Below are 22,642 nucleotides of genomic sequence, written 5' to 3'. Positions count from 1 at the left end.
CATAAGGGAGGTCACCTTGAAAAACGTCCTTTGCGCCGTTGCGGGCGCGGCTGCTGTTTTGATCTCTGCCCCCTCGATCGCCCAGACCACGCTGACGGTGGGACCGTCAACAATGGCGACATGATCCGCATGCAGGGGCTCACCAGCGAATTCACCGCGAAGAATCCCGACATCACCGTCAAATGGGTGACGCTCGAGGAGAACGTGCTGCGCCAGCGCGTGACCACCGACATCGCCACCAAGGGCGGCCAGTTCGACGTGCTCACCATCGGCACTTATGAGGTGCCGATCTGGGCCAAGAAGAACTGGCTGGTGCCGCTCGACAAGCTCGGCGCCGACTACGACGTCGGCGACCTCCTGCCCAGGATCAAGGATGCGGTCTCGGTCGACGGCAAGCTCTACGCCGCGCCGTTCTACGGCGAGAGCTCGATGGTGATGTATCGCACCGACCTGTTCGACAAGGCCGGCCTGAAGATGCCGGAGAGCCCGACCTGGGACTTCGTGGTCGACGCAGCCAAGAAGCTGACCGACAAGTCCGCCGGCGTCTATGGCATCTGCCTGCGCGGCAAGGCCGGCTGGGGCGAGAACATGGCGTTCCTGACCGCGATGGCCAATTCCTACGGCGCGCGCTGGTTCGACGAGAAGTGGGAGCCGCAATTCACCTCGCCGGAATGGAAGAAGACGCTGACGACCTATGTCGACCTGATGAAGCAGGCCGGCCCTCCCGGCGCCTCTTCCAACGGCTTCAACGAGAACCTCGCGCTGTTCAACGCCGGCAAATGCGCGATGTGGATCGACGCCACCGTCGCAGCGTCGTTCGTCAGCAATCCGAAGGAATCCAAGGTCGCCGACAAGGTCGGCTTCGCGCTGGCGCCGAACACCGGGCTCGGCAAGAACGCCAACTGGCTGTGGGCGTGGAGTCTCGCGGTTCCTGCCGGTTCGAAGAAGGTCGACGCGGCCGAGAAGTTCATCGCCTGGGCGACCGGCAAGGATTACACCAAGCTGGTCGCGTCGAAGGAAGGCTGGGCCAACGTGCCGCCGGGCACGCGCACCTCGCTGTACAAGAACCCCGACTACCTGAAGGTCGCGCCCTTCGCCAAGCTGACCTTGGCCTCGATCGATGCCGCCGATCCGAACAAGCCGACGGTGAAGCCGGTGCCTTACGTCGGCGTGCAGTATGCGGCGATCCCTGAATTCCAGGGCATCGGCACCCAGGTTGGCCAGCAGTTCTCCGCGGCGCTGTCCGGCTCGACCTCCGTCGATGCGGCGCTCACCGCGGCGCAGTCCGCCACCGAGCGCGAAATGAAGCGCGCGGGTTACATCAAGTGAGCATGATCCTTACCCGGAGGGCCGCGTTAGCGCAAAGTGTGAAGCGGTTTTCCGAAAAGATCATGCTCAAAACAAAGCCGCGACTCGATAGCCAAGGCGCGACAGCCGCCTTGGCCGCCCGACCAGCTTAGACCTCCCGAGCTGGGCCACTTGCGACCATCCTGTCCCGCAGCGGGATGGTCGCTCCTTTCCTTGAGAAGGAGGCGGGGATGGCGACCCAGCAGACCCAACTGCTCGCACGCACGCTGCTCACGCCCGCGGTGGCGTTGCTGTTCATCTGGATGATCGTGCCGCTGGCGCTCACGATCTATTTTGCGACCCTGCATTACAATCTGCTCGATCCCGGCTCTGAATCATTCGTTGGCTTGGAGAATTTCCGCTATTTCCTGACCGATCCGGCCTTCCTCGCCTCATTGCAGAACACCCTGGTGCTGGTCGGCTCGGTGCTCGCGATCACGATCATCCTTGGCGTGCCGCTGGCGCTGCTGCTCGACCAGCAGGTGGTCGGGCTCTCGATCGTCCGCCTGATGGTAATCGCGCCGTTCTTCGTGATGCCGACGGTGAGCGCGCTGGTATGGAAGAACCTGTTGATGCATCCGGTGTCGGGCCTGTTCGCCTGGATCGCGCATCTGTTCGGGCTGCCGGCGATCGACTGGTTCAACGACGCGCCGCTGTTCTCGGTGATTCTGATCATCTCCTGGCAATGGCTGCCGTTCGCGACCCTGATCCTGCTCACCGCGCTGCAATCGCTCGACGAGGAGCAGAAGGAGGCGGCCGAGATGGACGGCGCGAGCGCGATCTCGACCTTCATCTACATCACGCTGCCGCACTTGGCGCGCCCGATCACCGTGGTGATCCTGATCGAGACCATCTTCCTGCTCACGGTGTTTGCGGAGATCTTCGTCACCACCGGCGGCGGCCCCGGCTTGCAGACCACCAACATCGCCTTCCTGATCTATTCGCAGGCGCTGATCCAGTACGACGTCGGCAGCGCCTCGGCGGGCGGCCTGGTCGCGGTGGTGCTCGCCAACATCGTCGCCTTCTTCCTCGTCCGTATCGTCGGCCGGAATCTGGAGGCGTAACGTCATGGCGCGGATGGTCACGACACGGCGCAAGGTGATCTCGACGGCGGCGGCCTGGCTGGTCGGCTTCCTGATCTTCTTCCCGATCCTCTGGATGGTGCTGGCGAGCTTCAAGACCGAGCTCGAGGCGTTCGCGATCCCGCCCTCGTTCCTGTTCTTCCACTGGACCACCGAGAACTACGCCACGGTGCAGGAGCGCAGCGACTATTTCCACCACGCGCTCAACTCGATCATCATCGCCGGCGGTTCGACGCTGATCGCGATGCTGATCGCGATCCCGGCGGCGTGGTCGATGGCGTTCTCGCCGACCAAGCGCACCAAGGACGTGCTGCTCTGGATGCTGTCCACCAAGATGATGCCGCCGGTCGGCGTGCTGGTGCCGATCTACTTGATCTACCGCACCTTCGGCCTGCTCGACACCCGCTCTGGCCTGATCTTCATCCTGTGCCTCGGCAATCTGCCGATCGTGATCTGGATGCTGTTCACCTATTTCAAGGAGATCCCGAAGGACATCCTCGAGGCGGCGCGGATGGATGGCGCCACGATCGGGCGCGAGCTGATCTACGTGCTGACGCCGATGGCGGTGCCGGGGCTCGCCTCGACGTTGCTGCTCAACCTGATCCTGGCGTGGAACGAGGCGTTCTGGACCCTCAATTTGTCGACGCTCGAGGCCGCGCCGCTCACTGTCTTCATCGCGTCCTATTCCAGCCCGGAAGGATTGTTCTGGGCGAAATTGTCGGCGGCGTCGACGCTCGCGATCGCGCCCATTCTCGTGCTCGGCTGGTTCAGTCAGCGGCAGCTCGTCCGCGGCCTGACCTTCGGCGCGGTCAAGTAGCAGAAAGGCTTTCGCCATGGGTCAGATTACGCTGCAGGGTGTGCAAAAATCGTTCGGGCCGGTCCACATCATCAAGGGCGCCGATCTCGATATCGCCGACGGCTCCTTCGTGGTCTTCGTCGGTCCGTCCGGCTGCGGCAAGACCACGCTGCTGCGCCTGATCGCGGGGCTCGAGGATGTCACCGGCGGCGCCATCCTGATCGACGGACGCAATGTGGTCGACGTGCCGCCGGCCAAGCGCGGGCTGTCGATGGTGTTCCAGTCCTACGCGCTCTATCCGCATATGAGCGTGCGCGGCAACATCGCGTTCGGCCTGAAGATGGCCGGGATCGCCAAGGACGAGATCAACCGCAAGGTCGAGGCCGCCGCGGCGACGCTCAACCTGACACCCTATCTCGACCGCAAGCCGCGCGAGCTGTCCGGCGGCCAGCGCCAGCGCGTCGCGATCGGGCGCGCCATCGTGCGCGAACCGAAGGCGTTCCTGTTCGACGAGCCGCTGTCCAATCTCGACGCCGCGCTGCGGGTGCAGATGCGGCTGGAAGTGACGCGGTTGCAGAAGCAGCTCGGCACCACGGCGATCTACGTCACCCACGACCAGGTCGAGGCCATGACCATGGCGGACAAGATCGTGGTGCTGAACGGCGGCAAGATCGAGCAATACGGTTCGCCGCTCGAGCTCTATGAGAAGCCGGCCAACCTGTTCGTCGCCGGCTTCATCGGTTCGCCGAAGATGAATTTCGTCACCGGTGAGATCGCCAAGCAGCAGGGCGCCGCGACCATCGGGGTGCGGCCCGAGCATTTGAGGGTCGAGCGCGACGGGCAGGGCGGCTGGCACGGCACCGTCTCGGTCGCCGAGCATCTCGGCAGCGACACCTTCCTTTATGTCGACGCCGGACCGCTGGGAATGCTGACCGCGCGCTATGTCGGCGAACTCGACCTGCATCCCGGCGACCGGGTGTCGCTGATCCCGGATCCGGCGCGCATCCACCGTTTCGACGACAGCGGAAAATCGATTCACGCGTAGAGCATGATCCGGACCCGGAGGGCCGCGTTAGCGCAAAGTGTGATGCGGTTTTCCGAACAGATCATGCTCAAAAGAAGCTAAGGAAGAAGAAAATGTATCTCGAGAAATTCAGGCTCGGCGGCAAGACCGCCATCATCACCGGCGCGGGTCAGGGCATCGGGCTCGCCTGCGCCGAAGCGCTCGCCGAAGCCGGCGCCAAGGTCATCATCGGCGACCGCGACGCCAAGGTTGCCAATGACGCGCAGGCGGCGCTGAAGGCCAAGGGCTTCGACGCCGACATCGCGCTGATGGACGTGACGGATTCCGCTCGCGTCGCCGCGGTCGCCGACGAACTGGTCGGCAAGTATGGCAAGGTCGACATCCTCGTCAACAATGCCGGCATCGCACGGAGCGAGACGCCGGCGGAAACCGTAACCGACGAGCACTGGCTCAACGTCATCGACGTCAACCTGAACGGCACCTTCTGGTGCTGCCGCGCCTTCGGCAATCACATGCTGAAGGCGAAATCGGGCACCATCGTCAATGTCGGCTCGATGTCCGGCTTCATCGTCAACAGGCCGCAGGAACAGTGCTTCTACAACGCCTCCAAGGCCGCGGTGCATCACCTGACGAAATCGCTCGCCGCCGAATGGGGCGCGCGCGGGGTTCGCGTCAACGCCGTGGCGCCGACCTATATCGAGACGCCGCTGAACGCCTTCGTGAAGAACAGCCCCAAAATGTACGACGCCTGGATCGGCGGAACCCCGATGGCGCGGATGGGGCAGGTCGACGAGATCGCCTCCGTGGTGCTGTTCCTGGCGTCCGAGGCGGCGAGTCTGATGACCGGAAGCATCGTTCTGGTCGATGGCGGCTACACTTGCTGGTAGGCTTGCGCCCGGGGATCATGCTCAACGGAAGATAGAGCGGTCATGCGGCAAGCCTATATCGGGGTGGACGTCGGCAGCACCAGCGCCCGGGCGGGCGTGTTTGATGAGTCGGGGAAGCTATTGGGTTCGGCCCGGCATCCGATCCGGGTCTGGCACGAGCCCGGCGATATCGTCGAGCAATCGTCCGATGACATCTGGGCGGCCTGTGCCGCTTCCGTCGGCAAAGCGATGCGGGAGGCTGGAATTGCGGCCGAACACGTCAAAGGCATCGGGTTCGACGCGACCTGTTCGCTGGTCGTGCTCGACAGAGCGGGCCGGCCGCTCACCGTCAGCCCGTCCGGCGATCCCGTACGCAATGTCGTGGTCTGGATGGATCACCGCGCGATGGACGAGACCGAATTCGTCAACGCGACCGGCGACAAGGTGCTGCGCTATGTTGGCGGCGCCATCTCGCCGGAGATGGAGATCCCGAAAATCCTCTGGCTGAAGCGGCATCTGCCCGCGACCTTCGAGGCCGCCGGGCATTTCTTCGATCTTGCCGACTATCTGTCGTTCCGCGCGTCCGGCTCGCTGGCGCGCTCGACCTGCACGGTCACCTGCAAATGGACCTATGTCGCGGGCGAGGGCGGCTGGAGCGAATCCTTTTTCAAGCGGGTCGGGCTCGAGGCGCTCGCGGCTAACCGCTTTGGGCGGATCGGCAGCGAGATCGTGCCGCCCGGCTCGCCGCTCGGCCGCGGGCTGTCCGAGGATGCCGCGCGCGATCTCGGCCTCGTGCCGGGAACCGCGGTCGGTGCCTCCCTGATCGATGCCCATGCCGGCGGCGTCGGCGCGATCGGCGGCCGCGATGGCTCCGGCTCCGCGGTCGATGTCTGCCAACGGCTCGCCTACATCATGGGAACGTCGGCCTGCATCATGGCGACGACGGTCGATCCCTGCTTCGTGCCCGGCGTCTGGGGGCCGTATTTCGAAGGCATGGTGCCGGGCTTCTGGCTGAACGAGGGCGGCCAATCCGCGGCCGGCGCTGCGATCGATCACCTGCTCAAGTCGCATCCGGCGCATGCCGGGGTTGCGCTCGCGGCGAAGACCGACGGCGTCGACGTCATCGAATACCTCGAGAAGCGCATCCTGGCGCGCAGCGGCCATGCCGGTGCTGCGGCGCTGCTCGCGCGCAACGTTCATGTTCTGCCGGAATTTCTCGGCAACCGTTCGCCCTATGCCGATCCCGGCTCGCGCGCAGTGATCGCGGGGCTCGATCTCGACACCGACGTATCGGCGCTGGAGCGGCTGTTCATCGCCGGCCTGTGCGGGCTGGCCTACGGCCTTGCCGACGTCATCGACGCCTTGCAGGCGCATGGCGTCAACGGCAAGACCATCGTGATCGGCGGTGGCGCGAGCCGCAGCCCCCTGGTGCGCCAGATCATGGCCGACACGACAGGCTACGCCGTGGCGCTGCCGCAGACGCAGGAACCCGTCTTGCTCGGAGCAGCGATGCTGGGCGCGGTCGCCAGCGGCGCGCACAACTCGATCAATGCGGCGATGGCCGGCATGTCGGCGCTCGGGCGGTTGAGCGAGCCAACCAGGCCGGAACTTGCCGAGTTCCACCGCAAGAAGCGCGGCGTGCACAAGATGCTGCGAGAGCTTGACCGCGACAGCCGCGAGGCGATGAGGCCGGCGCCCGGCGAAGCGCCGACGTAAGGTTGCCCATGCTGCTGAGTTGCGGAGATGCACTGATCGATTTCCTGCCGTCGAAGACGGCGGATGGACGCGAGGCCATGACGCCCGCGGTCGGCGGCTCCTGCCTCAACATCGCGATCGGCAGCGCCCGGCTCGATGTTCCCACCGGCTTTGTCGGCGGCATCTCGACCGACACCTTCGGCAGGATGATCGCCGATCATGCCGTAGCCTCAGGCGTCGATCTCAGCCGGGCGACGCGCAGCGATCACCAGGCGACGCTGGCGTTTGCGCGCGTCACCGGCACCGAGACGCAATACGCCTTCTACGACGCCGACACCGCATCGCGGAACTGGACCTATCGGCGCGATGCGGTCGCGCTTGACGAGGTCACCTGCGTGCATACCGGCTCGACCACGCTGGTCCATGACAAGGGTGCTGCGGAGACGCTGGCCTTGATCGAGGATGCGCGGCCGAACGTGACGATCTCGCTCGATCCGAATTGCCGGCCGAACCTCGTCAAGGACAAGGACGCCTATCGCGCGCGCATGCTTGCGTTCTGCGGCAAGGCCGACATCGTGAAGATGTCCGACGTCGACTTCGCCTATCTGTTCGGTGACGAGGCTTATGCTGCGCGGGCCGAGGCGCTGCTGTCGGGCGGCGCATCGCTCGTCGTCATCACGCGCGGCAATGATGGCGCCTGTGCCTGGCATCGCAAGGCCGGATCAATCGCGGCCGAAGCGCCGGTGGTGAACGTCGTCGATACGATCGGCGCCGGCGACAGCTTTCAGGCGGCGATGCTCGCCGCGTTGCATCGGCTGGACCGGATCGCGCAGCCGCGGTTGCGCGACGTCTCCGCGGCCGAGTTGACCCGTGCGCTGTCCTTTGCTTGCAAATGCGCCGCCTTCACCTGCACGCGGCCCGGCGCCGATCCGCCACGGAGCCGGGAGTTGCCGGCCGACTATTGGTAGGGCATGCACGGCCTCAGCCGGCGCGACGTCCCGCGCGATGCCGTCGCTTGACGCTTAGTCTCATTTTGCGTGCTGCGCCTGCGAAGGCAAATCTGCCCGGCGATGCGTGAAGGCGTCCGAAGCACCCGATATCGCTCGGATTTGATGCCAACCCGCGATCGCTGCGTTTCGAGCGTGCGAAGTCATGCTGCTTCGGCTTCGCTTTGAGCGCATCGGTTGTCTTTGTGAAAGACCGCGCTAACATGGAACCCATCCATCGATACCTGTCGTCGTCTTTTTTTGATCGTCTATTGCAGCGCAACCAGGCCACGCAACGGGTTGCGGGCTCGCCAGGGCGACCGGGCCTCGAAGGGAAGTAGCAGACACGCATCCCTAATATTGCAACCAAGAAATAACGGGGGAAGATATGTATGTGAAAGGGATTGCGGCATTCGCCGCCGCACTCGGCGTTGGCCTGTTGTCGGGCGCCGCCATCGCGCAGGAAGTCAAGCAGGAGAAGCAGTCGGTCCTCGGCAACGCCAATGTTTCTCCGGTGACCCAGGAGCAGCTCAACGCCGCCGACAAGAGCACCAGGGACTTCCTGCTCACCAACGGCAACTATGCCCAGACGCGATTCTATCCGGGCAAGCAGATTAGCCGGGACAATGTGAAGAACCTGCACGTCGCATGGATCTTCCAGACCGACGTCAAGGAATCGCTTGAGACATCTCCGATCGTAGTCGATGGCGTGATGTTCGTCACGACGTCGTTCAGCCATGTCTATGCGCTCGACGCCAAGACCGGTCAGCAGCTCTGGCACTATGCCCACAAGATGGGCCCGATCACGGTTTATTGCTGCGGTCCCAACAATCGTGGCGTCCAGGTGCTCGGCGACCGGGTCTATCTGGCGACGCTCGATTCCAAGCTGATGGCGCTGAATGCCAAGACCGGCGAGGTGGTCTGGACCACCAACATCGCCGATCCCGAGCTCGGCTACAGCGAGACGATGGCGCCGACCGTGGTCAAGGACAAGGTGCTGATCGGAACCAACGGCGGCGAATACGGCATCCGCGGCTTCGTGCGCGCCTATGACGCCAAGACCGGCAAGCAACTCTGGAATTTCCACACCATTCCGGAGAACTCCGTCGGTGTCTGGGCGACCAAGGACGCCACCGGCCGCGACATGCATCGCAATATCCAGGCCGAGAAGGACATGCTCGCCAAGATCGGCGATCCCTATGCCAAGCTCGGTGGCGGCGTGTGGCAGAACCCGTCGGTCGATCTCGCGACCAACCGGATCTACTTCGTCGTCGGCAACCCGTCGCCCGACCTCGACGGCTCGAACCGGCCCGGCGACAACCTCTACACCAACTCGCTGGTCTCGCTCGATCTCGACACCGGCAAGTATGTCTGCCACTTCCAGTACATCGCCCATGACGTCTGGGACCTCGACGCGGTCAGCCCGACGGTGCTGGTCAACGTCAAGGACAAGAGCGGCAAGACGATTCCCGGCGTCATCCATGCCGGCAAGACCGGGCACATCTATGTGCACGATCGCAAGGACTGCAGCCTGATCCGCTTCTCCGAGGCGATGGTGCCGCAGGAGAACATGTGGGTGCTGCCGACCAAGGAAGGCGCGCGCATGTTGCCCGGCGCCAATGGCGGCGTCGAATGGTCGCCGATCGCGACCGATCCGGGACAGGAGCTGGCCTACGCGATCAACCTGCATCAGCCGATGACCTACCACGTCGAGAGCTCGGCCTATCCGAACGGCAAGCTGTGGCTGGGCGGCGCCTTCAAGGTGATCCCGGGCGAGAAGCAGGCGGGCAACATCACCGCGGTGAACTACAACAACGGCAAGATCAAATGGCAGGTCAACACGCCCGAGCCGATGATCGGCGGCATCCTCGCTACCGCCGGCGGCCTGGTCTTCACGGGCGAAGGCAACGGCAAGTTCGCGGCCTACAATTCGTCGAACGGCAAGGAGCTGTGGAGCTTCCGCGCCGGCGCCGGCGTCAATGCGCCGCCGTCGAGCTACATGGTCGGCGGCAAGCAATATATCGTGGTCGGTGCGGGCGGTAACACCCAGCTCGACTACAAGCGCGGCAACAACATCATCGCCTTCACGCTCGACTGAGCCTGGGTCTGATGCATCATTACGCGTGCAAACATTGACGGCGAGGCGGGACCGGTTCGGTCCCGCCTCTGTTTTCTACGGATGAGCAGATGTTCAGTAGATGGATGATTTGCGGCGTCGCGCTGTTGCTGATGGCGGCGCAGGGGCGCGCAGAGACGATTGAGGAAAAAGTACAGGTCTGCGCCGGCTGCCACGGCGAGAGCGGCAAGCCGGTCGACAAGACCATTCCGACGATCTGGGGCCAGCAGGCCGGCTATCTCTACATCCAGCTGCGCGATTTCAAGCGCGGCGATCGCAAGAGCGAGATCATGCAGCCGATCGCGGCCCAGTTCGAGCGCGACGACATGCTGGCGATCGCGGAATATTTTTCGCAGAAGCCGTGGCCTGACCTCGGCCAGCCGCGTGCGCCCAAGGACGTGGCGGAGAAGGCGGTCAGCGCCAGCCGCTCGGTCGGCTGCCCGGCCTGCCATCTCGATCGCTTCCAGGGCGACGGCACGGTGCCGCGGCTGGCCGGGATGGGGCGGGATTACCTCGCCAAGACCATCGCCGATTTCCGCACCCGTGCGCGCGGCAACAATCCCGGCATGTCCGACCTGATGCTGGCAACGTCGCCCGACGACCTTGCCGCACTGGTGGACTATCTGGCGGGGCTGTGAGCGGCGGGCAGGCTAATGGGATGAGGTCGGATAGCGCGCGATGGAGGTGCGCTCCCTCTCCCGCTTGCGGGCAGGGCAATCGCATATGGCTCCAGCACCGGTGTTTCCGCGCCGTCATGGCCGGGCCTGTCCCGGCCATCCACGTCTTTCGCGGAAACCAAGATGTGGATGCCCGGCACAAGGCCGGGCATGACGAGTTTTGTGGAGCTATCGAGCCCATATGCGATTGCCATGCGCTTGCGGGGGAGGTCGAGCCAGCTGCCGTCAGACCGCTCAGCCTCACTGGTTCTTGGCCCGTTGCTAACCTTGGCGCTCGCTCGCGCGGCGTCCAAAAGTGAACCCAAAACAGACATTAGCGGAGGGAAGCAATCGCTACGAACGATTGCTGCGGAAATGTCAGCTTGCCACCTGCCAGCATCGAATGGTCGAGACGAGAGGCAGCATCCTCGGAAATCGAGATGATTAGCCGCTCCCGCTCAAGCGCCTCTTTGTCCTTCAAGAGGCCAGCCATCGGCGTTGCCGTGAGCTGAAAGCGGACATAATCCAACATTGACGGGAACTTAATCTGTTGGGTCACAGCGGCCACATCGACAAAATCAAAGCCCGCCTGTTTCGTCCAATCGGCAATCTCCTGAGCATCGCAAGAGAGGTGCTCGGAACGTTTGGTGCGCGACGCCTCTTTTCCCAGGCACTTATCGAGTGCCTGCACAAAAGCGTGTGCTGCTGGAGTTTTCTCAATTGCGCTGTAGACGCTGAACCCAGCGCGTCCTGCGGGCTTCAGCACCCGCACCATTTCCTTTAGCGCAAGAAGCCGGTCTGGAAAAAATTGAAGCCCAAGTTGGCAAAGCACCACGTCGAAGCAGTCTGCTTCAAACGGAAGGTCAAGCGCGCTCCCCTCAACCCATTCAATTTTTGGAGATTTCGAGCGCGCAATTGCGAGCATCGCAGTATTGAGGTCAAGGCCAACCACTCGTCCCGCCAAGCCTAGTTGCTGCGTCGACCTCGCGACTATGCCGGTCCCACAGGCGACGTCGAGCACGCTTTCGCCTTGCCTAGGTGCGATGCGGTCGAGCAGGTCACTCGCCCATACCGAAGTAATGGCTGGTACAAGATAGCGTTCGTAGAGTTCCGGCGCGCTGGCATCCATTTGCCAATGTTCGTGGACCGACATGACTTCCCCTACCGCGAGTGGAAAGTATCGAACGTCTTGAGTGTTGATGCTGGCCTATTGGATGGCAAGCTGCAAGGGAGTCTGCTTATGGCCCATCTGCGACCTCAGGGAATGTCCGCTCTTCAGCCGCTGCCGCTTAATGAGTACATGCCCTGGAACGCCGAAGCAGAGCTTCGGCTATGTCGCATCGTGAGACTCGATCCGGGTGAGGGGGAGTCTCCGCAAACCCGTCTCTTGCTGTGTACGCGGTGATAGACCCTCACCCCAGCTCTCTGGAGAGGAGCACGGTCATCATGCCTCAACGCGGCGTCAGCTCCTCGCGCAGCGCCGACAGGATGGTGAGATCGGCGGCATGCTTGCCGGCCTTGTCGGCCAGCGCCGCATCGGCGCCATGAGCGAGCAATGCCTTCGCGATTGCAGGATGATTGCCCTCGGCGGCGATCATCAGTGCCGTGCGGCCGCGCGCATCGCGGTCGTCGACCTTGGCGCCGGCGTCCAGCAGGTACGAGACGACCTCCAGTGCCTGCGCCTCCGGCACGGTCTCGTCAGGGCCGGCGGCCCACATCAGGAGTGTCAGATCGTTGGCGTAGCGCGCGTTGATCTCGATCTCGCGCGCGAGCAGCTGCTTGACGATGCCGAGCTGGCCGCCCGCCGCGGCATAGACGACCGGCGGCTTGCCGGTGTCGTCTGCCTTGCGGCCGTCGGCGCCGTGCGCCAGCAGCATGCGCACCACCATGTCCCTGCCGGCATAGGCCGCGGCCGCGACCGGGGAGGCGCCGCTGCGTCCGGTGAGATTGACGTCGGCACCGCGGTCGATCAGGCGCTGCACGATCGCGACATGGCCGCGCTCGGCGGCAAAGTACAGCGCGGTCGATCCCGCGAGGTTGCGCGCATCGAGCGGCGCGCCGCGCGCCAGCAGCAGGTCGACCATCGCGAGATGGCCGGAGCGGGCGGCGTGGCTCAGCGGCCTTGCGCCCAGCCGGTCCCGCGCATCGACCGAGGCGCCGTGATCGAGCAGCTCGGTGGCAAGGTTGATGCAATCGGCGTTGGCGGCCGCAAACAGCGACAGCGAGATCTCGACCGCGCTGAGCTGGGCCTTGTCGGTTTCGTATTTGCGGATCAGCTCGCGGCACCGCGCCGGATCGGGCCCCGCGAGGCTGCCGTGCACGCTGCCGGCAACGATCAGCGCGGCGAGGGCAATGCGGCGATACAAGGCGTGGTCCTCCGTCATGCTGACAGCAGCGCCATTCGGTTCGAGCGTCGCATGATCCTCGGTCGCTGCCAAGCCGCGCGGCAGGGAAGGGCCCGCCGATTCGGCAGGCCATGCGCCGTCGCGGCTCCGTGGCGGCACGCCATGCGTCCGAGCCGATGGACTTGCGGCATGCCACGCGGCACGATGCGTCCGTCGACCATCTTTGACGCGAGTCCACGCCCAAATGAGCGACGATCTGTGTCTGCTGTCTGCCGTTGAGCTTCGTGGGCGCATCGCCCGCAAGGAGGTCTCGCCTGTCGAGATTACGCGCGCGGTGCTCGCCCGTGCCGAGCGGCTGCAACCCGAATTGAACTGCTTCATCACGCTGTGCGGCGATGCGGCGATGGCGCAGGCGAAAGCCGCCGAGCGGCAAATCGCGGCTGGCGAGCCGCTCGGTCTGCTCCACGGCATCCCCTTCACGGTGAAGGACATCGTCAACACCAAAGGCGTCCGGACGACCTTCGGCGCGGTGCCGTACCGGGGCAACGTGCCCGACAATGACGCCATCGCCGTGGCCCGCCTCCGTGCCCAGGGCGGCATATTAATCGGCAAGACCACGACGCCGGAGTTCGGCAGCAACTGCCTGACGGATTCGCCGCTGTTCGGACGGACGCGCAATGCATGGAGTGCCGAGCGGTCCAGTGGCGGCTCCAGCGGCGGCGCGGCGGTCGCGGTCGCGAGCGGCATCGCGCCGCTGGCGGTTGCGACCGATGGCGGCGGCTCCACCCGGATTCCGGCCGCCTGCAACGGCGTGGTCGGAATCAAGCAGAGCAACGGGGTAATCCCGCATAGCCAGGTGCAGGACGCTTTCGGCAACCAGACCTATGTCACACCGACCACGCGCACCGTTGCCGATACGGCGCTGATGATGCAGGCGATGGCGGGAGAGGATCCGTCGGATCCCTGGTCGATCGGGGTGCCGGTGCCTGACTATCTCGGGCTTGCCGCGCCGCGTGGCGACCTCAGGGGCCGGCGGGTGCTGTTCTGCGTGTCGCCGCCGGGGCGCCCGGTCACGTCCGAAGTGGCCGCGGCGTTCAAGTCCAGCCTCGACCGGCTGGCGAGCCTCGGGGCCGAGCTCGAAGAGTTTTCCGGCGACGGCTTTAACATCGAGCCGATCTGGCGTGCGATCAACCACACCGTCTGGCGCACCCGCTTCGAGAAGCTCGCGGCCGATCATCCGAATGATCTCAGCGCAACCTTCCTGAAGCAGCTCGCGCTGGCGGCGCAGGTCAGCGGTGTCGACTACCAGCGGGCGATGTTCGAGCGCACCGTGCTGTTCCGCCGGGTGCAGTCGCTGTTCGCACGCGGCGATCTCCTGGCGATGCCGACCTTGACCCGGTCGGCGCTGCCGATCGACCAGGACCTGTTCGGCACGATCGAGATCGATGGCCGGAGTTTCGACAGCGTGCGGCCGCACTGGTTCCCCTGGACCATGCTGTTCAACATGACCGGGCATCCCGCCGTCAGCATCCCCGCAGGTTTCGGTCGCGACGGCCTGCCGATCGGACTGCACCTGGTCGGCCGCTTCCGGGCCGATGCCGAACTGCTGCGCGTTGCGGCGTTGTTCGAGGCGGCGAGCGACTTGCTTGGTCGCTGGCCGGCCTGACGTTGTCGGCGACGCTGATCGCGGCGTCGCAGGTTTAGCCGCTCTGACCGGTGCTCGCATTCGCGACGGCGCGCGCGACATTGGCGATCACCTCGTTGCACTTCTCCATTGGGGCACTTGCCCCGGTCAGGTAGACCGTCACCACGATCGGTTTGCGGCCGGGCGGCCAGAACACGCCGATATCGTTGTAGGTGCCGCGCTCGCCGGTGCCGGTCTTGTCGCCGACCCGCCAGTCGCGAGGCACGCCGGCACGCAGCCTTGCGTCGCCGGTCTTGTTGGCGACCATCCAGTCCACCAGCTTCTGGCGCGAGGCCGCGGACAGGACATCGCCGAGCAGCACGCGCTGCAAATCCTTCAGCATCGCGACAGGACTCGTGGTGTCGCGCGGGTCGCCGGGCACGGCTTCGTTCAGCTCCACCTCCCAGCGGTCGAGCCGGCTGACATTGTCGCCGATGGTGCGGAAGAAGCTGGTGAAGCCGGCGGGCCCGCCGATCTCGCGCAGCAGCAGGTTGGCGGCGGTGTTGTCGCTGAGCTTGATCGCAGCCGCGCAGAGTTCGGACAGCGTCATGGCCGAACCAACGCGTCCCTTGGTGACCGGCGCGTAGGCCAAGATATCTTTGGCCTCGATCTGTACGCGCTGATCGAGGCTGGATTCGCCGCGGTCGACCCGGTGCAGCACCGCGGCCGAGGCCAACGCCTTGAAGGTACTGCACATCGGGAACCGCTCGTCGCCGCGCCGGCTCGCGCGCAATCCGGTCTCCATGTCGAGTACGGCGACGCCGAGCCGGCCGCTGGTCGCGAGCTCGATGCGCGCAAACTCCTGCTGCAGCCGCTGCGCCGGCTCGCCTGGTCCTGCCGCTGTGCCTTGCCGCGGCAGGGTGCAGGACACCGCAAGGCCCAGCGCGCGCAATCCAAATGTCCGTCTCGTCAGCATGTCGAATCTCCCGTTGGCGGCGCGAACCTGCCGGGCGGCGTGACGGCGCACAAACAATCATTTATACAGCGAGGCATGAGGAAAACTTGGTCATGACGCCGTGCGCCGGCACCTCCCGCTGAACGCGCTGCGCGCCTTCGAGGCCTCGGCGCGGCTGCTCAGCTTCACCCGCGCCGGGATGGAGCTGCGCGTGACGCAGACCGCGATCAGCCATCAGGTCAAGCAGCTCGAGGACCTCCTGGGTACGAGCCTGTTCCGCCGGCTGCCGCGCGGGCTGGTGCTCACCGACGAGGGGCTGGCGCTGCTGCCGGTGCTGTCGGACGCGCTCGACCGGATCGGCGCCGCGATCGACCGCATCGAGGCCAAGGGCACGCGCGAGGTCGTGACCGTCGGCTGCGTCACGACGTTCGCGACCGGATGGCTCTTGCAAAGGGTCGACCGCTTCAAGCGCGCGCATCCCTATATCGATCTGCGTCTGCTCACCAACAACAACCGCGTCGACATCGCAGGCGACGGGCTCGATCTCGCGCTGCGCTTCGGCGACGGCTCGTGGCACGGCACCGAGGCGATCCATCTGTTGTCCGCACCGCTCTCGCCGGTGTGCTGCCCCGACGCGGCGGACCGGCTGCGCAAGCCGTCCGATCTCGCGCAGGAATTCCTGCTGCGCTCCTACCGCGCCGAGGAGTGGCCGCTATGGTTTGCGGTCGCCGGCGCGCCGTGTCCGAAAATCCAGGGGCCGATCTTCGACAGTTCGGTCGCGATGGCCGAGGCCGCCGCGCGCGGCGTCGGCGTCGGGCTGGTGCCGATCGCGATGTTCGACAATGAGCTGGCCTCCGGCCGGCTCAAGCGGCCGTTCGCGGCCGATGTCCCGGCGGGATCCTACTGGCTGACCTGGCTGAAATCGCGCGAGGTGACGCCGGGCATGCGCGCGTTTCGCGACTGGCTGCTCGAGACGCTGCGGACGGAGGTGAATGAGGTTGAGGACGCCGTCGCGCCCGCACCGCGGCGGAAGATCAAGACAAAGGCCGGACCGAAGCCGCGGACCAACACCAAGCGGCGTTAACGTCTGACGACGTGATTTCAACTATCGTCGCCACTATTTCGGAATTATCGAATAATGCCGCTGATTTGCCCGACATGTCAAGTGCCGTGTCGAACGCCCGCAGCCGCCGGCCACTTTGCATGGGGTTGTTTTCGATATTTTGGCGGTGCGCTCCCGCGCCGGCTGGCTATCGCATCTGGCGCGCGACCTACGCCAGATGGCACGCCACGGAATGCCCGTTCCTGCCTTCCAGCAGTTCCGGCGCGCTCTGCCGGCAGCGCTCCTCGGCGATCGGACAGCGGGTGTGGAAGTGGCAGCCCTTGGGCGGATTCATCGGGCTCGGCACGTCGCCCTTCAGGCGGATGCGGTCGCGCTTCGCCTTGGGATCCGGCACCGGCACGGCCGAGAGCAGCGCCTTGGTATAGGGATGCTGGGGGTTGCGGTAGAGATCGCTGGCCTTGGCGAGCTCGACGATGCGGCCGAGATACATCACCGCGACGCGGTCGGAGATGTGCTCCACGACCGAGAGATCGTGGGCGACGAACAGATAGGTGAGGTTCAGCTCGGCCTGCAGATCCTCGAGCAGGTTGATGACCTGGGCCTGGATCGAGACGTCGAGCGCGGAGACCGGCTCGTCGCACACGATCAGCTTCGGCTCCAGCGTCAGCGCGCGGGCGATCGCGATGCGCTGGCGCTGGCCGCCGGAGAATTCATGCGGGTAGCGCCGCATGTGCTCGGCCTTCAGTCCGACCTTGACCAACAGGCTCGCGACGCGGTCCTCCCGCTCGCTGGCCGAGCTCACGAGGTTATGGATGATGAAGGGCTCGCCAAGGATCGCGCCGACCGTCATGCGCGGATTGAGCGAGGCGAACGGATCCTGGAACACCAGCTGCATGTTGCGCCGCATGGCGCGCAGATCGCCGCCGCCCAGACCCGTCACGCTCTGGCCGTCGAACACGACCTCGCCCGAGGTCGGCTCGATCAGGCGCAGCACGCAGCGGCCGGTGGTCGACTTGCCGCAGCCGGATTCGCCGACGAGGCCGAGCGTCTCGCCGCGATTGACCGAGAACGACACGCCGTCGACCGCATAGACCTGGCCGACCTCGCGCGACAGCAGGCCGCCCAGCACCGGAAAGTGCTTCTTCAGATTGGAAACGCGCAGCAGCGGCTCGCTCATGACACGTCTCCGAGGTGGCAGGCCATGCGATGGCCGGGCGCGATCTCGCGCAGCCGCGGCTCCTTTTCGGTGCAGATGCTCATGGCGTATTTGCAGCGGGCGGCAAAACGGCAGCCGGGCGGCGGATTGATCAGGATCGGCACCGAGCCGCCGATCGCCTCCAGCCGCGTCTTGTGCGCGGCGTCGAGATCGATGCGCGGGATCGAGCGGATCAGGCCCTGGGTGTAGGGATGGCGCGGATTGCCGAACAGTTCGTCGACCGGCGCCTCCTCCACCACCTTGCCGGCGTACATCACGACGACGCGTTGCGCGGTCTCGGCGACCACGCCCATCGCGTGCGTGATCAGCATCACCGCCATGCCGAAGCGTTCCTTCATGTCCTGCAACAGATCGAGGATCTGCGCCTGGATGGTGACGTCGAGCGCGGTGGTCGGCTCGTCGGCAATGACGAGCTTGGGCCGGCACGCCAGCGCCATCGCGATCATCACGCGCTGGCGCATGCCGCCGGAGAACTGGTGCGGATAATGATGCACGCGGCCCGCGGCGTTGGGGATCTGCACCAGCTTCAGCATCTCGATGGTGCGCTCGAGCGCCTGCTTCTTGGTCACCGCCTCGTGGCGGCGCAGGCTCTCGGCGATCTGCTCGCCGATGGTCAGCACCGGATTGAGCGAGGTCATCGGCTCCTGGAAGATGAAGCCGATCTCCTTCGCCCTGATGTCGTCGAGCTGATGGCTGGTCAGTGGCACCAGGTCGCGACCCTCGAAGATGATCTCGCCTTCGACGATCTTGCCCGGCGGCATCGCGATCAGCTTCAGGATCGACATCGCGGTGACGGTCTTGCCGCAGCCGGATTCGCCGACCACGCACAGCGTCTCGCCGCGGTTGATGCTGATGTCGACGCCGTCGACCGCCTGGAGGATGCCGTCGTCGGTGCTGAAATGGGTTTTCAGGCCCTTGATGTCGAGCAGCGCCATCAGATCACCTTGCGCGCGTCGAGCGCGTCGCGCAGCCCGTCGCCGATGAAGTTGATGGCGACCACCGCGATGAAGATCGCGCCGCCCGGAAACAGCGCCCAATGCGGCCCGATGTCGAGAAAGTCCTTGGCGTCATAGAGGATGCGGCCCCAGGTCGGCGTATCCGGCGGAAAGCCGAGGCCGAGGAACGACAGTGTCGATTCCGCGATGATGGCGGCGGCGACGTCGATCGTGCCGGCGATGATCACCGGTCCCAGCGCGTTGGGCAGGATGTGGCGCACCACCTGGCGCACCGGGCTCGCGCCGAGCGCGCGCGCCGCCTCGACGAATTCCTTCTCGCGCAGCGACAGGAACTGGGCGCGCACCAGGCGCGCGACCGGCATCCAGCGCAAGCCGCCGATCACCAGCACGATCAGGATGAAGATGCCGCCCTCCGGGCCGAACATCGCCTTCAGCCCGTCGCGGAACAGATAGATCAGCATCAGCAGCAGCGGCAGCTGCGGCAACGACAGGAACAAGTCCGTCAGCCACATCAGCGCGTAGCCGAGCGCGCCGCGCGACATGCCGGCGAGCGCGCCGATCAGCGTGCCGACGAACACCGAGACCAGCATCGCGGCGAGACCGACCGCGAGCGAGATGCGCCCGCCATAGATCATGCGGGCGAGCAGGTCCTGGCCGAGATCGTCGGTGCCGAACGGATGCGCCAGCGACGGCCCCTGCAGGCCAGCCACGACGTCCATGTCGCTGATCGAGACGCGCCAGACGAACGGGCCGATCACGACGGCCGCGATCAGCAGCAGCAGCAGTACGGCGCTGACCACGGCCGGCCGGTGCCGGCGGTAGCGCCGCCAGGTTTCGCGCCAGGGCGAATAGCCGCGCCGCTCAGCGGAAGGAGATGCGAGGGTCAAGCCAGCCATAGAGGACATCTGCGATCAGGTTGAACAGCACCACGAGACACGCGAAGACGAAAGTCACGGCCATCACGACCGGCGTGTCATTGGCGAGGATGGAAGAAATCAGGAGCGAGCCGATGCCGGGAATCCGGAAGATCTGCTCGGTGACGATGGCGCCGCCGAACACGGCCGGCATTTGCAGCGCAATCAGCGTGACGACCGGGATCATCGCGTTGCGCATCACATGCTTGACGATCACCTTGGCTTGCCCGAGTCCCTTGGCGCGGGCGGTGGTGACATAGTCGAGCCGGATTACGTCGAGCATCGCCGAGCGCACGAAGCGGGTCATCGACGCCGCCTGGAACAGGCCGAGCACCATCACCGGCATGATCGCCTGCCGGATCATCTCCAGCAGCCAGGGAATGCCGCTGCCCGGCACGTCGGTATAGACGAAAGGCAGCCAGTCCAGTTTCACCGAGAACACCAGGATGAACAGGATGCCGGTAAAGAAGGTGGGCAGCGAGAAGCCGATGAAGGCGAAGGTATTGGCGAGCTGGTCGAAGATCGAGTAGGGCCGGGTGGCGGCATAGACGCCGACCGGGATCGCGATCAACAGCGCCAGCAGCTGCGCCGAGCCGATCACGTAGAGCGTGGTCGGCAGCCGCTGCAGGATCAGCGTGTCGACATTGATCCGGCTGACAAAGGAGAAGCCCCAGTCGCCTTGCGCCATCGCCGCGAGCCAGTGCAGGTAGCGAAGATAGATCGGGTCGTCGAGGCCGAACTTGGCGCGCAGCGCGGCCTGCACCTCGGGCGGCACGTTCGGGTTGGTCGCGAGCTCGCTGAACGGATCGCCCGGCGCGAGCGCCAGCACCACGAACAGCACGAGCGAGATCCCGAGCAGGCTCGGGATCGCGATCATCAGGCGACGCAGGATATATTGACTCATCGAGAGATCATCTAACTAACGCTCGCACCTTGAGCACGTTGATCTTGCCTCCAGTCGAATGGCGAGCTTCACCTCGCCCCGCGTGCGGGGAGAGGTTGGAATTCAAGCACAGCTTGAATTCCGGGTGAGGGGGAGTCTCCACGAACTCATCTTTCACGGTATTTGCTGCGAAAGCCCCTCACCCCAACCCTCCAAGAGCGAGCTCCGCTCGTCTCGACCCCGTAAGAACGGGGAGAGGGAGAAGATGCACCTACTCAACTCCGAACCTGTCCTCGTGTCTCAGGTTTCACGATACCAGTCTTGCAGATTGTCGGTCTGGTTGGCCCAGCCGGAGAGCGCGGGCCGCACCGTGTTGGAGCAGGCTTCCACCGCGAGGCGGTGCATCACCGGGATCACCACCGTGTCCTGCCACATCAGATCGTTGCACTTGATGTAGAGCTCAGCCCGCTTGATCGGATCGGTCTCGGTATCGGCCGCTTCGATCGCGGCGTCAAAATCCTTGTTGACCCAGCGCGGGAAGTTCTGCCCTTGCCACTTGTTCTCCTTGGTCGCGGCATTGCGCGACAGATAGCGGCGCATGTGCAGGCCCGGGTCGGGTTGCGTCATCGGGATCTGGAACATCTCGATGTCGGCGTAGAACTTGGAATAGGTGTCGGGGTTGGCGACGTCGGACGAGAAGAACACCGAGGCCACCACCGACTTCAGCTCGACGTCGATGGCGGCCTTCTGGCAGGCCTGCTTGACGATCGCCTGGGTCTTCTGCCGCGGGCCGTTGATCGAGGTCTGGTACAGCAGCTTCAGCTTCTTGCCGTCCTTCTCGCGAATGCCGTCGGAGCCGACCTTCCAGCCGGCCTGTTCGAGCAGCGCGCTCGCCTTCTCGACCGAGAACTCCCATCTGGTGTTCTTGGAAACGAACTCCTCGGGGCCGTTGAGATAGTTGGCGGTGGTGCGGCCGGCGCGGCCGTAGATCACCTTCTTGACGGAGTCGCGGTCGACCAGCAGCGCCAGCGCCTTGCGCACCGCCGGATCCGACAGGATCGGATGCTTGGTCTTGATCGACGAGCGTTCGCCGTCGACCTCGGTGTTCGGGTCGGTGAAGTTGATGGCGATGAATTCGATGTCGCCGCCGACGGCATAGAGCGTCTTGCCCTTGCCGCCCTTTTCCAGCCGCAGCAGCACCTCGTCCTCGACCTGGATGTTCCAGGCGAAATCATACTCACCGGTCTGGATCACCGCGCGCGCCGCCGACACCGCATCGCCGCCGCCCTTCATCTCGATCGTGTCGAAATAGGGCCGGTTCGGCATGTGGTAATCGGGATTAATCTCGCCGCGCACCAGATCGCCCGGCTTGAACTCGACGAACTTGTAGGGGCCGGTGCCGACCGGCTTCAGATTGTTCGGCGCCTCGCGCGACTTGCTGCCCTTGTACTCAGCGAACAAATGCTTCGGGATGATGCAGCCATAGGCGCCGACGAACGCGTTGGCCCAGAACGGAGTCGGATCCTTGAACTTGATGCGGACCGTGAGGTCGTCGACCTTCTCCACGGTCATGCCGGAATAGGTTCCGCTCGAGACGGCTGCGGTCGCGGGATCGGTGGCATATTCCCAGTTGAACACGACGTCGTCGGCGGTGAAGGGTTTGCCGTCATGCCATTTGACGCCGGGCTTGAGTTTCCAGACCACCGTCTTGGCGTCTTTGGAAAGCCCGCCGTTCTGGATCGAGGGGATTTCGGCGGCGAGGATCGGGTTGAGGTGGCCGTCGACGTCCCAGCTTGCCAGCGGTTCGTAGAACAGTCGCGAGCCGTCCTGGTCCTTGGTGCCGGTGGCGAAGTGCGGATTGAGCAGGGTGGGGCCCTGCCACCACAACAGCTTCAGCGGACCGCCGCCGCCGCGCTTGGTCGGCTTGTAGGGATTCGGGCTCTGCGCCATCGCGACGCCGCCGATCGCAAGGATCTGGTTGGCCATCGGCGCGGTGAGGCCGACGGCAATCATTCGCTTGACGAAGGCGCGGCGATCCATCCGCCCGTCCTTCACGTCGTCGATCATGCCACGCAGATTCTTGTCGAACATTGTCCCCTCGGTCCGGCTCAATTGGTT

At 65.0% G+C, this 22,642-nt stretch carries 18 protein-coding genes and 1 pseudogene; 11 read left to right on the top strand and 8 right to left on the bottom strand.

The window, feature by feature from the left end; translation table 11 throughout:
- Nucleotides 1–16 precede the first annotated feature (16 nt).
- The 9 genes and pseudogenes from ACVWY5_RS29335 to ACVWY5_RS29295 all read left to right on the top strand — a co-directional run bounded on the left by ACVWY5_RS29335 (nucleotide 17) and on the right by ACVWY5_RS29295 (nucleotide 10,550).
- Nucleotides 17–1,329 (top strand): annotated as a pseudogene (locus ACVWY5_RS29335) (ABC transporter substrate-binding protein).
- Between the two features lie 209 nt (nucleotides 1,330–1,538).
- Complete coding sequence (locus ACVWY5_RS29330; RefSeq protein ID WP_024583852.1) at nucleotides 1,539–2,411, top strand: carbohydrate ABC transporter permease; 873 nt, start codon at nucleotides 1,539–1,541, stop codon at nucleotides 2,409–2,411.
- A gap of 4 nt (nucleotides 2,412–2,415) precedes the next feature.
- Nucleotides 2,416–3,246 (top strand): carbohydrate ABC transporter permease, encoded by an 831-nt coding sequence (locus tag ACVWY5_RS29325; RefSeq protein WP_028334898.1) that lies wholly within the window; start codon nucleotides 2,416–2,418, stop codon nucleotides 3,244–3,246.
- A 16-nt stretch (nucleotides 3,247–3,262) separates the two neighbouring features.
- Nucleotides 3,263–4,270, top strand: a complete 1,008-nt coding sequence (locus tag ACVWY5_RS29320; RefSeq protein ID WP_028352159.1) for an ABC transporter ATP-binding protein — start codon at nucleotides 3,263–3,265, stop codon at nucleotides 4,268–4,270.
- 92 nt (nucleotides 4,271–4,362) lie between these two features.
- Entirely contained in the window at nucleotides 4,363–5,136 is a 774-nt protein-coding gene (locus tag ACVWY5_RS29315) for an SDR family NAD(P)-dependent oxidoreductase (RefSeq protein ID WP_028334900.1), read from the top strand.
- A gap of 42 nt (nucleotides 5,137–5,178) precedes the next feature.
- Nucleotides 5,179–6,831, top strand: coding sequence for an FGGY-family carbohydrate kinase (locus ACVWY5_RS29310; RefSeq protein ID WP_028334901.1), 1,653 nt, complete (start codon nucleotides 5,179–5,181; stop codon nucleotides 6,829–6,831).
- An 8-nt stretch (nucleotides 6,832–6,839) separates the two neighbouring features.
- Nucleotides 6,840–7,778, top strand: a complete 939-nt coding sequence (locus tag ACVWY5_RS29305; protein ID WP_028334902.1) for a carbohydrate kinase family protein — start codon at nucleotides 6,840–6,842, stop codon at nucleotides 7,776–7,778.
- Between the two features lie 406 nt (nucleotides 7,779–8,184).
- Nucleotides 8,185–9,894, top strand: coding sequence for a pyrroloquinoline quinone-dependent dehydrogenase (locus tag ACVWY5_RS29300; protein ID WP_028334903.1), 1,710 nt, complete (start codon nucleotides 8,185–8,187; stop codon nucleotides 9,892–9,894).
- An 89-nt stretch (nucleotides 9,895–9,983) separates the two neighbouring features.
- Complete coding sequence (locus tag ACVWY5_RS29295) at nucleotides 9,984–10,550, top strand: c-type cytochrome (RefSeq protein ID WP_244978680.1); 567 nt, start codon at nucleotides 9,984–9,986, stop codon at nucleotides 10,548–10,550.
- 352 nt (nucleotides 10,551–10,902) lie between these two features.
- Here the strand turns inward: ACVWY5_RS29295 and ACVWY5_RS29290 are convergent, their stop codons facing one another.
- Nucleotides 10,903–11,721, bottom strand: coding sequence for a class I SAM-dependent methyltransferase (locus tag ACVWY5_RS29290; RefSeq protein WP_038377577.1), 819 nt, complete (start codon nucleotides 11,719–11,721; stop codon nucleotides 10,903–10,905).
- Between the two features lie 298 nt (nucleotides 11,722–12,019).
- Nucleotides 12,020–12,934 carry an ankyrin repeat domain-containing protein gene (locus tag ACVWY5_RS29285; RefSeq protein WP_193395265.1) on the bottom strand — a complete coding sequence of 305 codons (915 nt, stop codon included), beginning with the start codon at nucleotides 12,932–12,934 and terminating at the stop codon, nucleotides 12,020–12,022.
- Between the two features lie 223 nt (nucleotides 12,935–13,157).
- Between ACVWY5_RS29285 and ACVWY5_RS29280 the strand changes: the two genes are divergently transcribed.
- Nucleotides 13,158–14,579 carry an amidase gene (locus ACVWY5_RS29280; RefSeq protein WP_028334906.1) on the top strand — a complete coding sequence of 474 codons (1,422 nt, stop codon included), beginning with the start codon at nucleotides 13,158–13,160 and terminating at the stop codon, nucleotides 14,577–14,579.
- A gap of 34 nt (nucleotides 14,580–14,613) precedes the next feature.
- Here the strand turns inward: ACVWY5_RS29280 and bla are convergent, their stop codons facing one another.
- Nucleotides 14,614–15,513, bottom strand: coding sequence for a class A beta-lactamase (gene bla, locus ACVWY5_RS29275; RefSeq protein WP_038377578.1), 900 nt, complete (start codon nucleotides 15,511–15,513; stop codon nucleotides 14,614–14,616).
- Nucleotides 15,514–15,613: 100 nt separating this feature from the next.
- Here bla and ACVWY5_RS29270 point away from each other — a divergent pair, with 100 nt between their 5' ends.
- Complete coding sequence (locus ACVWY5_RS29270; RefSeq protein ID WP_028334908.1) at nucleotides 15,614–16,576, top strand: LysR family transcriptional regulator; 963 nt, start codon at nucleotides 15,614–15,616, stop codon at nucleotides 16,574–16,576.
- Nucleotides 16,577–16,763: 187 nt separating this feature from the next.
- On the opposite strand, the gene ACVWY5_RS29265 is transcribed toward ACVWY5_RS29270, so the two are convergent.
- The 5 genes from ACVWY5_RS29265 to ACVWY5_RS29245 form a co-directional block, all read right to left on the bottom strand.
- Nucleotides 16,764–17,732, bottom strand: coding sequence for an ABC transporter ATP-binding protein (locus tag ACVWY5_RS29265; RefSeq protein WP_028334909.1), 969 nt, complete (start codon nucleotides 17,730–17,732; stop codon nucleotides 16,764–16,766).
- A complete protein-coding gene (locus ACVWY5_RS29260; protein ID WP_283090560.1) occupies nucleotides 17,729–18,709 on the bottom strand; it encodes an ABC transporter ATP-binding protein in 981 nt (326 codons plus the stop codon). Before ACVWY5_RS29260 ends, ACVWY5_RS29265 begins: the two co-directional genes overlap by 4 nt.
- The gene (locus ACVWY5_RS29255) at nucleotides 18,706–19,623 is read right to left on the bottom strand and encodes an ABC transporter permease (RefSeq protein ID WP_028334911.1); all 918 of its coding nucleotides are present in this window, start codon (nucleotides 19,621–19,623) and stop codon (nucleotides 18,706–18,708) included. The genes ACVWY5_RS29260 and ACVWY5_RS29255 overlap by 4 nt, the downstream gene beginning before the upstream one ends.
- Nucleotides 19,589–20,545, bottom strand: coding sequence for an ABC transporter permease (locus tag ACVWY5_RS29250; protein WP_016842735.1), 957 nt, complete (start codon nucleotides 20,543–20,545; stop codon nucleotides 19,589–19,591). Before ACVWY5_RS29250 ends, ACVWY5_RS29255 begins: the two co-directional genes overlap by 35 nt.
- Nucleotides 20,546–20,824: 279 nt before the next feature.
- Nucleotides 20,825–22,615, bottom strand: a complete 1,791-nt coding sequence (locus tag ACVWY5_RS29245; RefSeq protein WP_028334912.1) for a peptide ABC transporter substrate-binding protein — start codon at nucleotides 22,613–22,615, stop codon at nucleotides 20,825–20,827.
- Between the last annotated feature and the right edge of the window lie 27 nt (nucleotides 22,616–22,642).

Source organism: Bradyrhizobium sp. USDA 3256 (genome assembly GCF_054058275.1).
The sequence above is the reverse complement of the archived record's forward strand: the minus strand, read 5'-3'. Positions and strand labels throughout refer to the sequence as shown.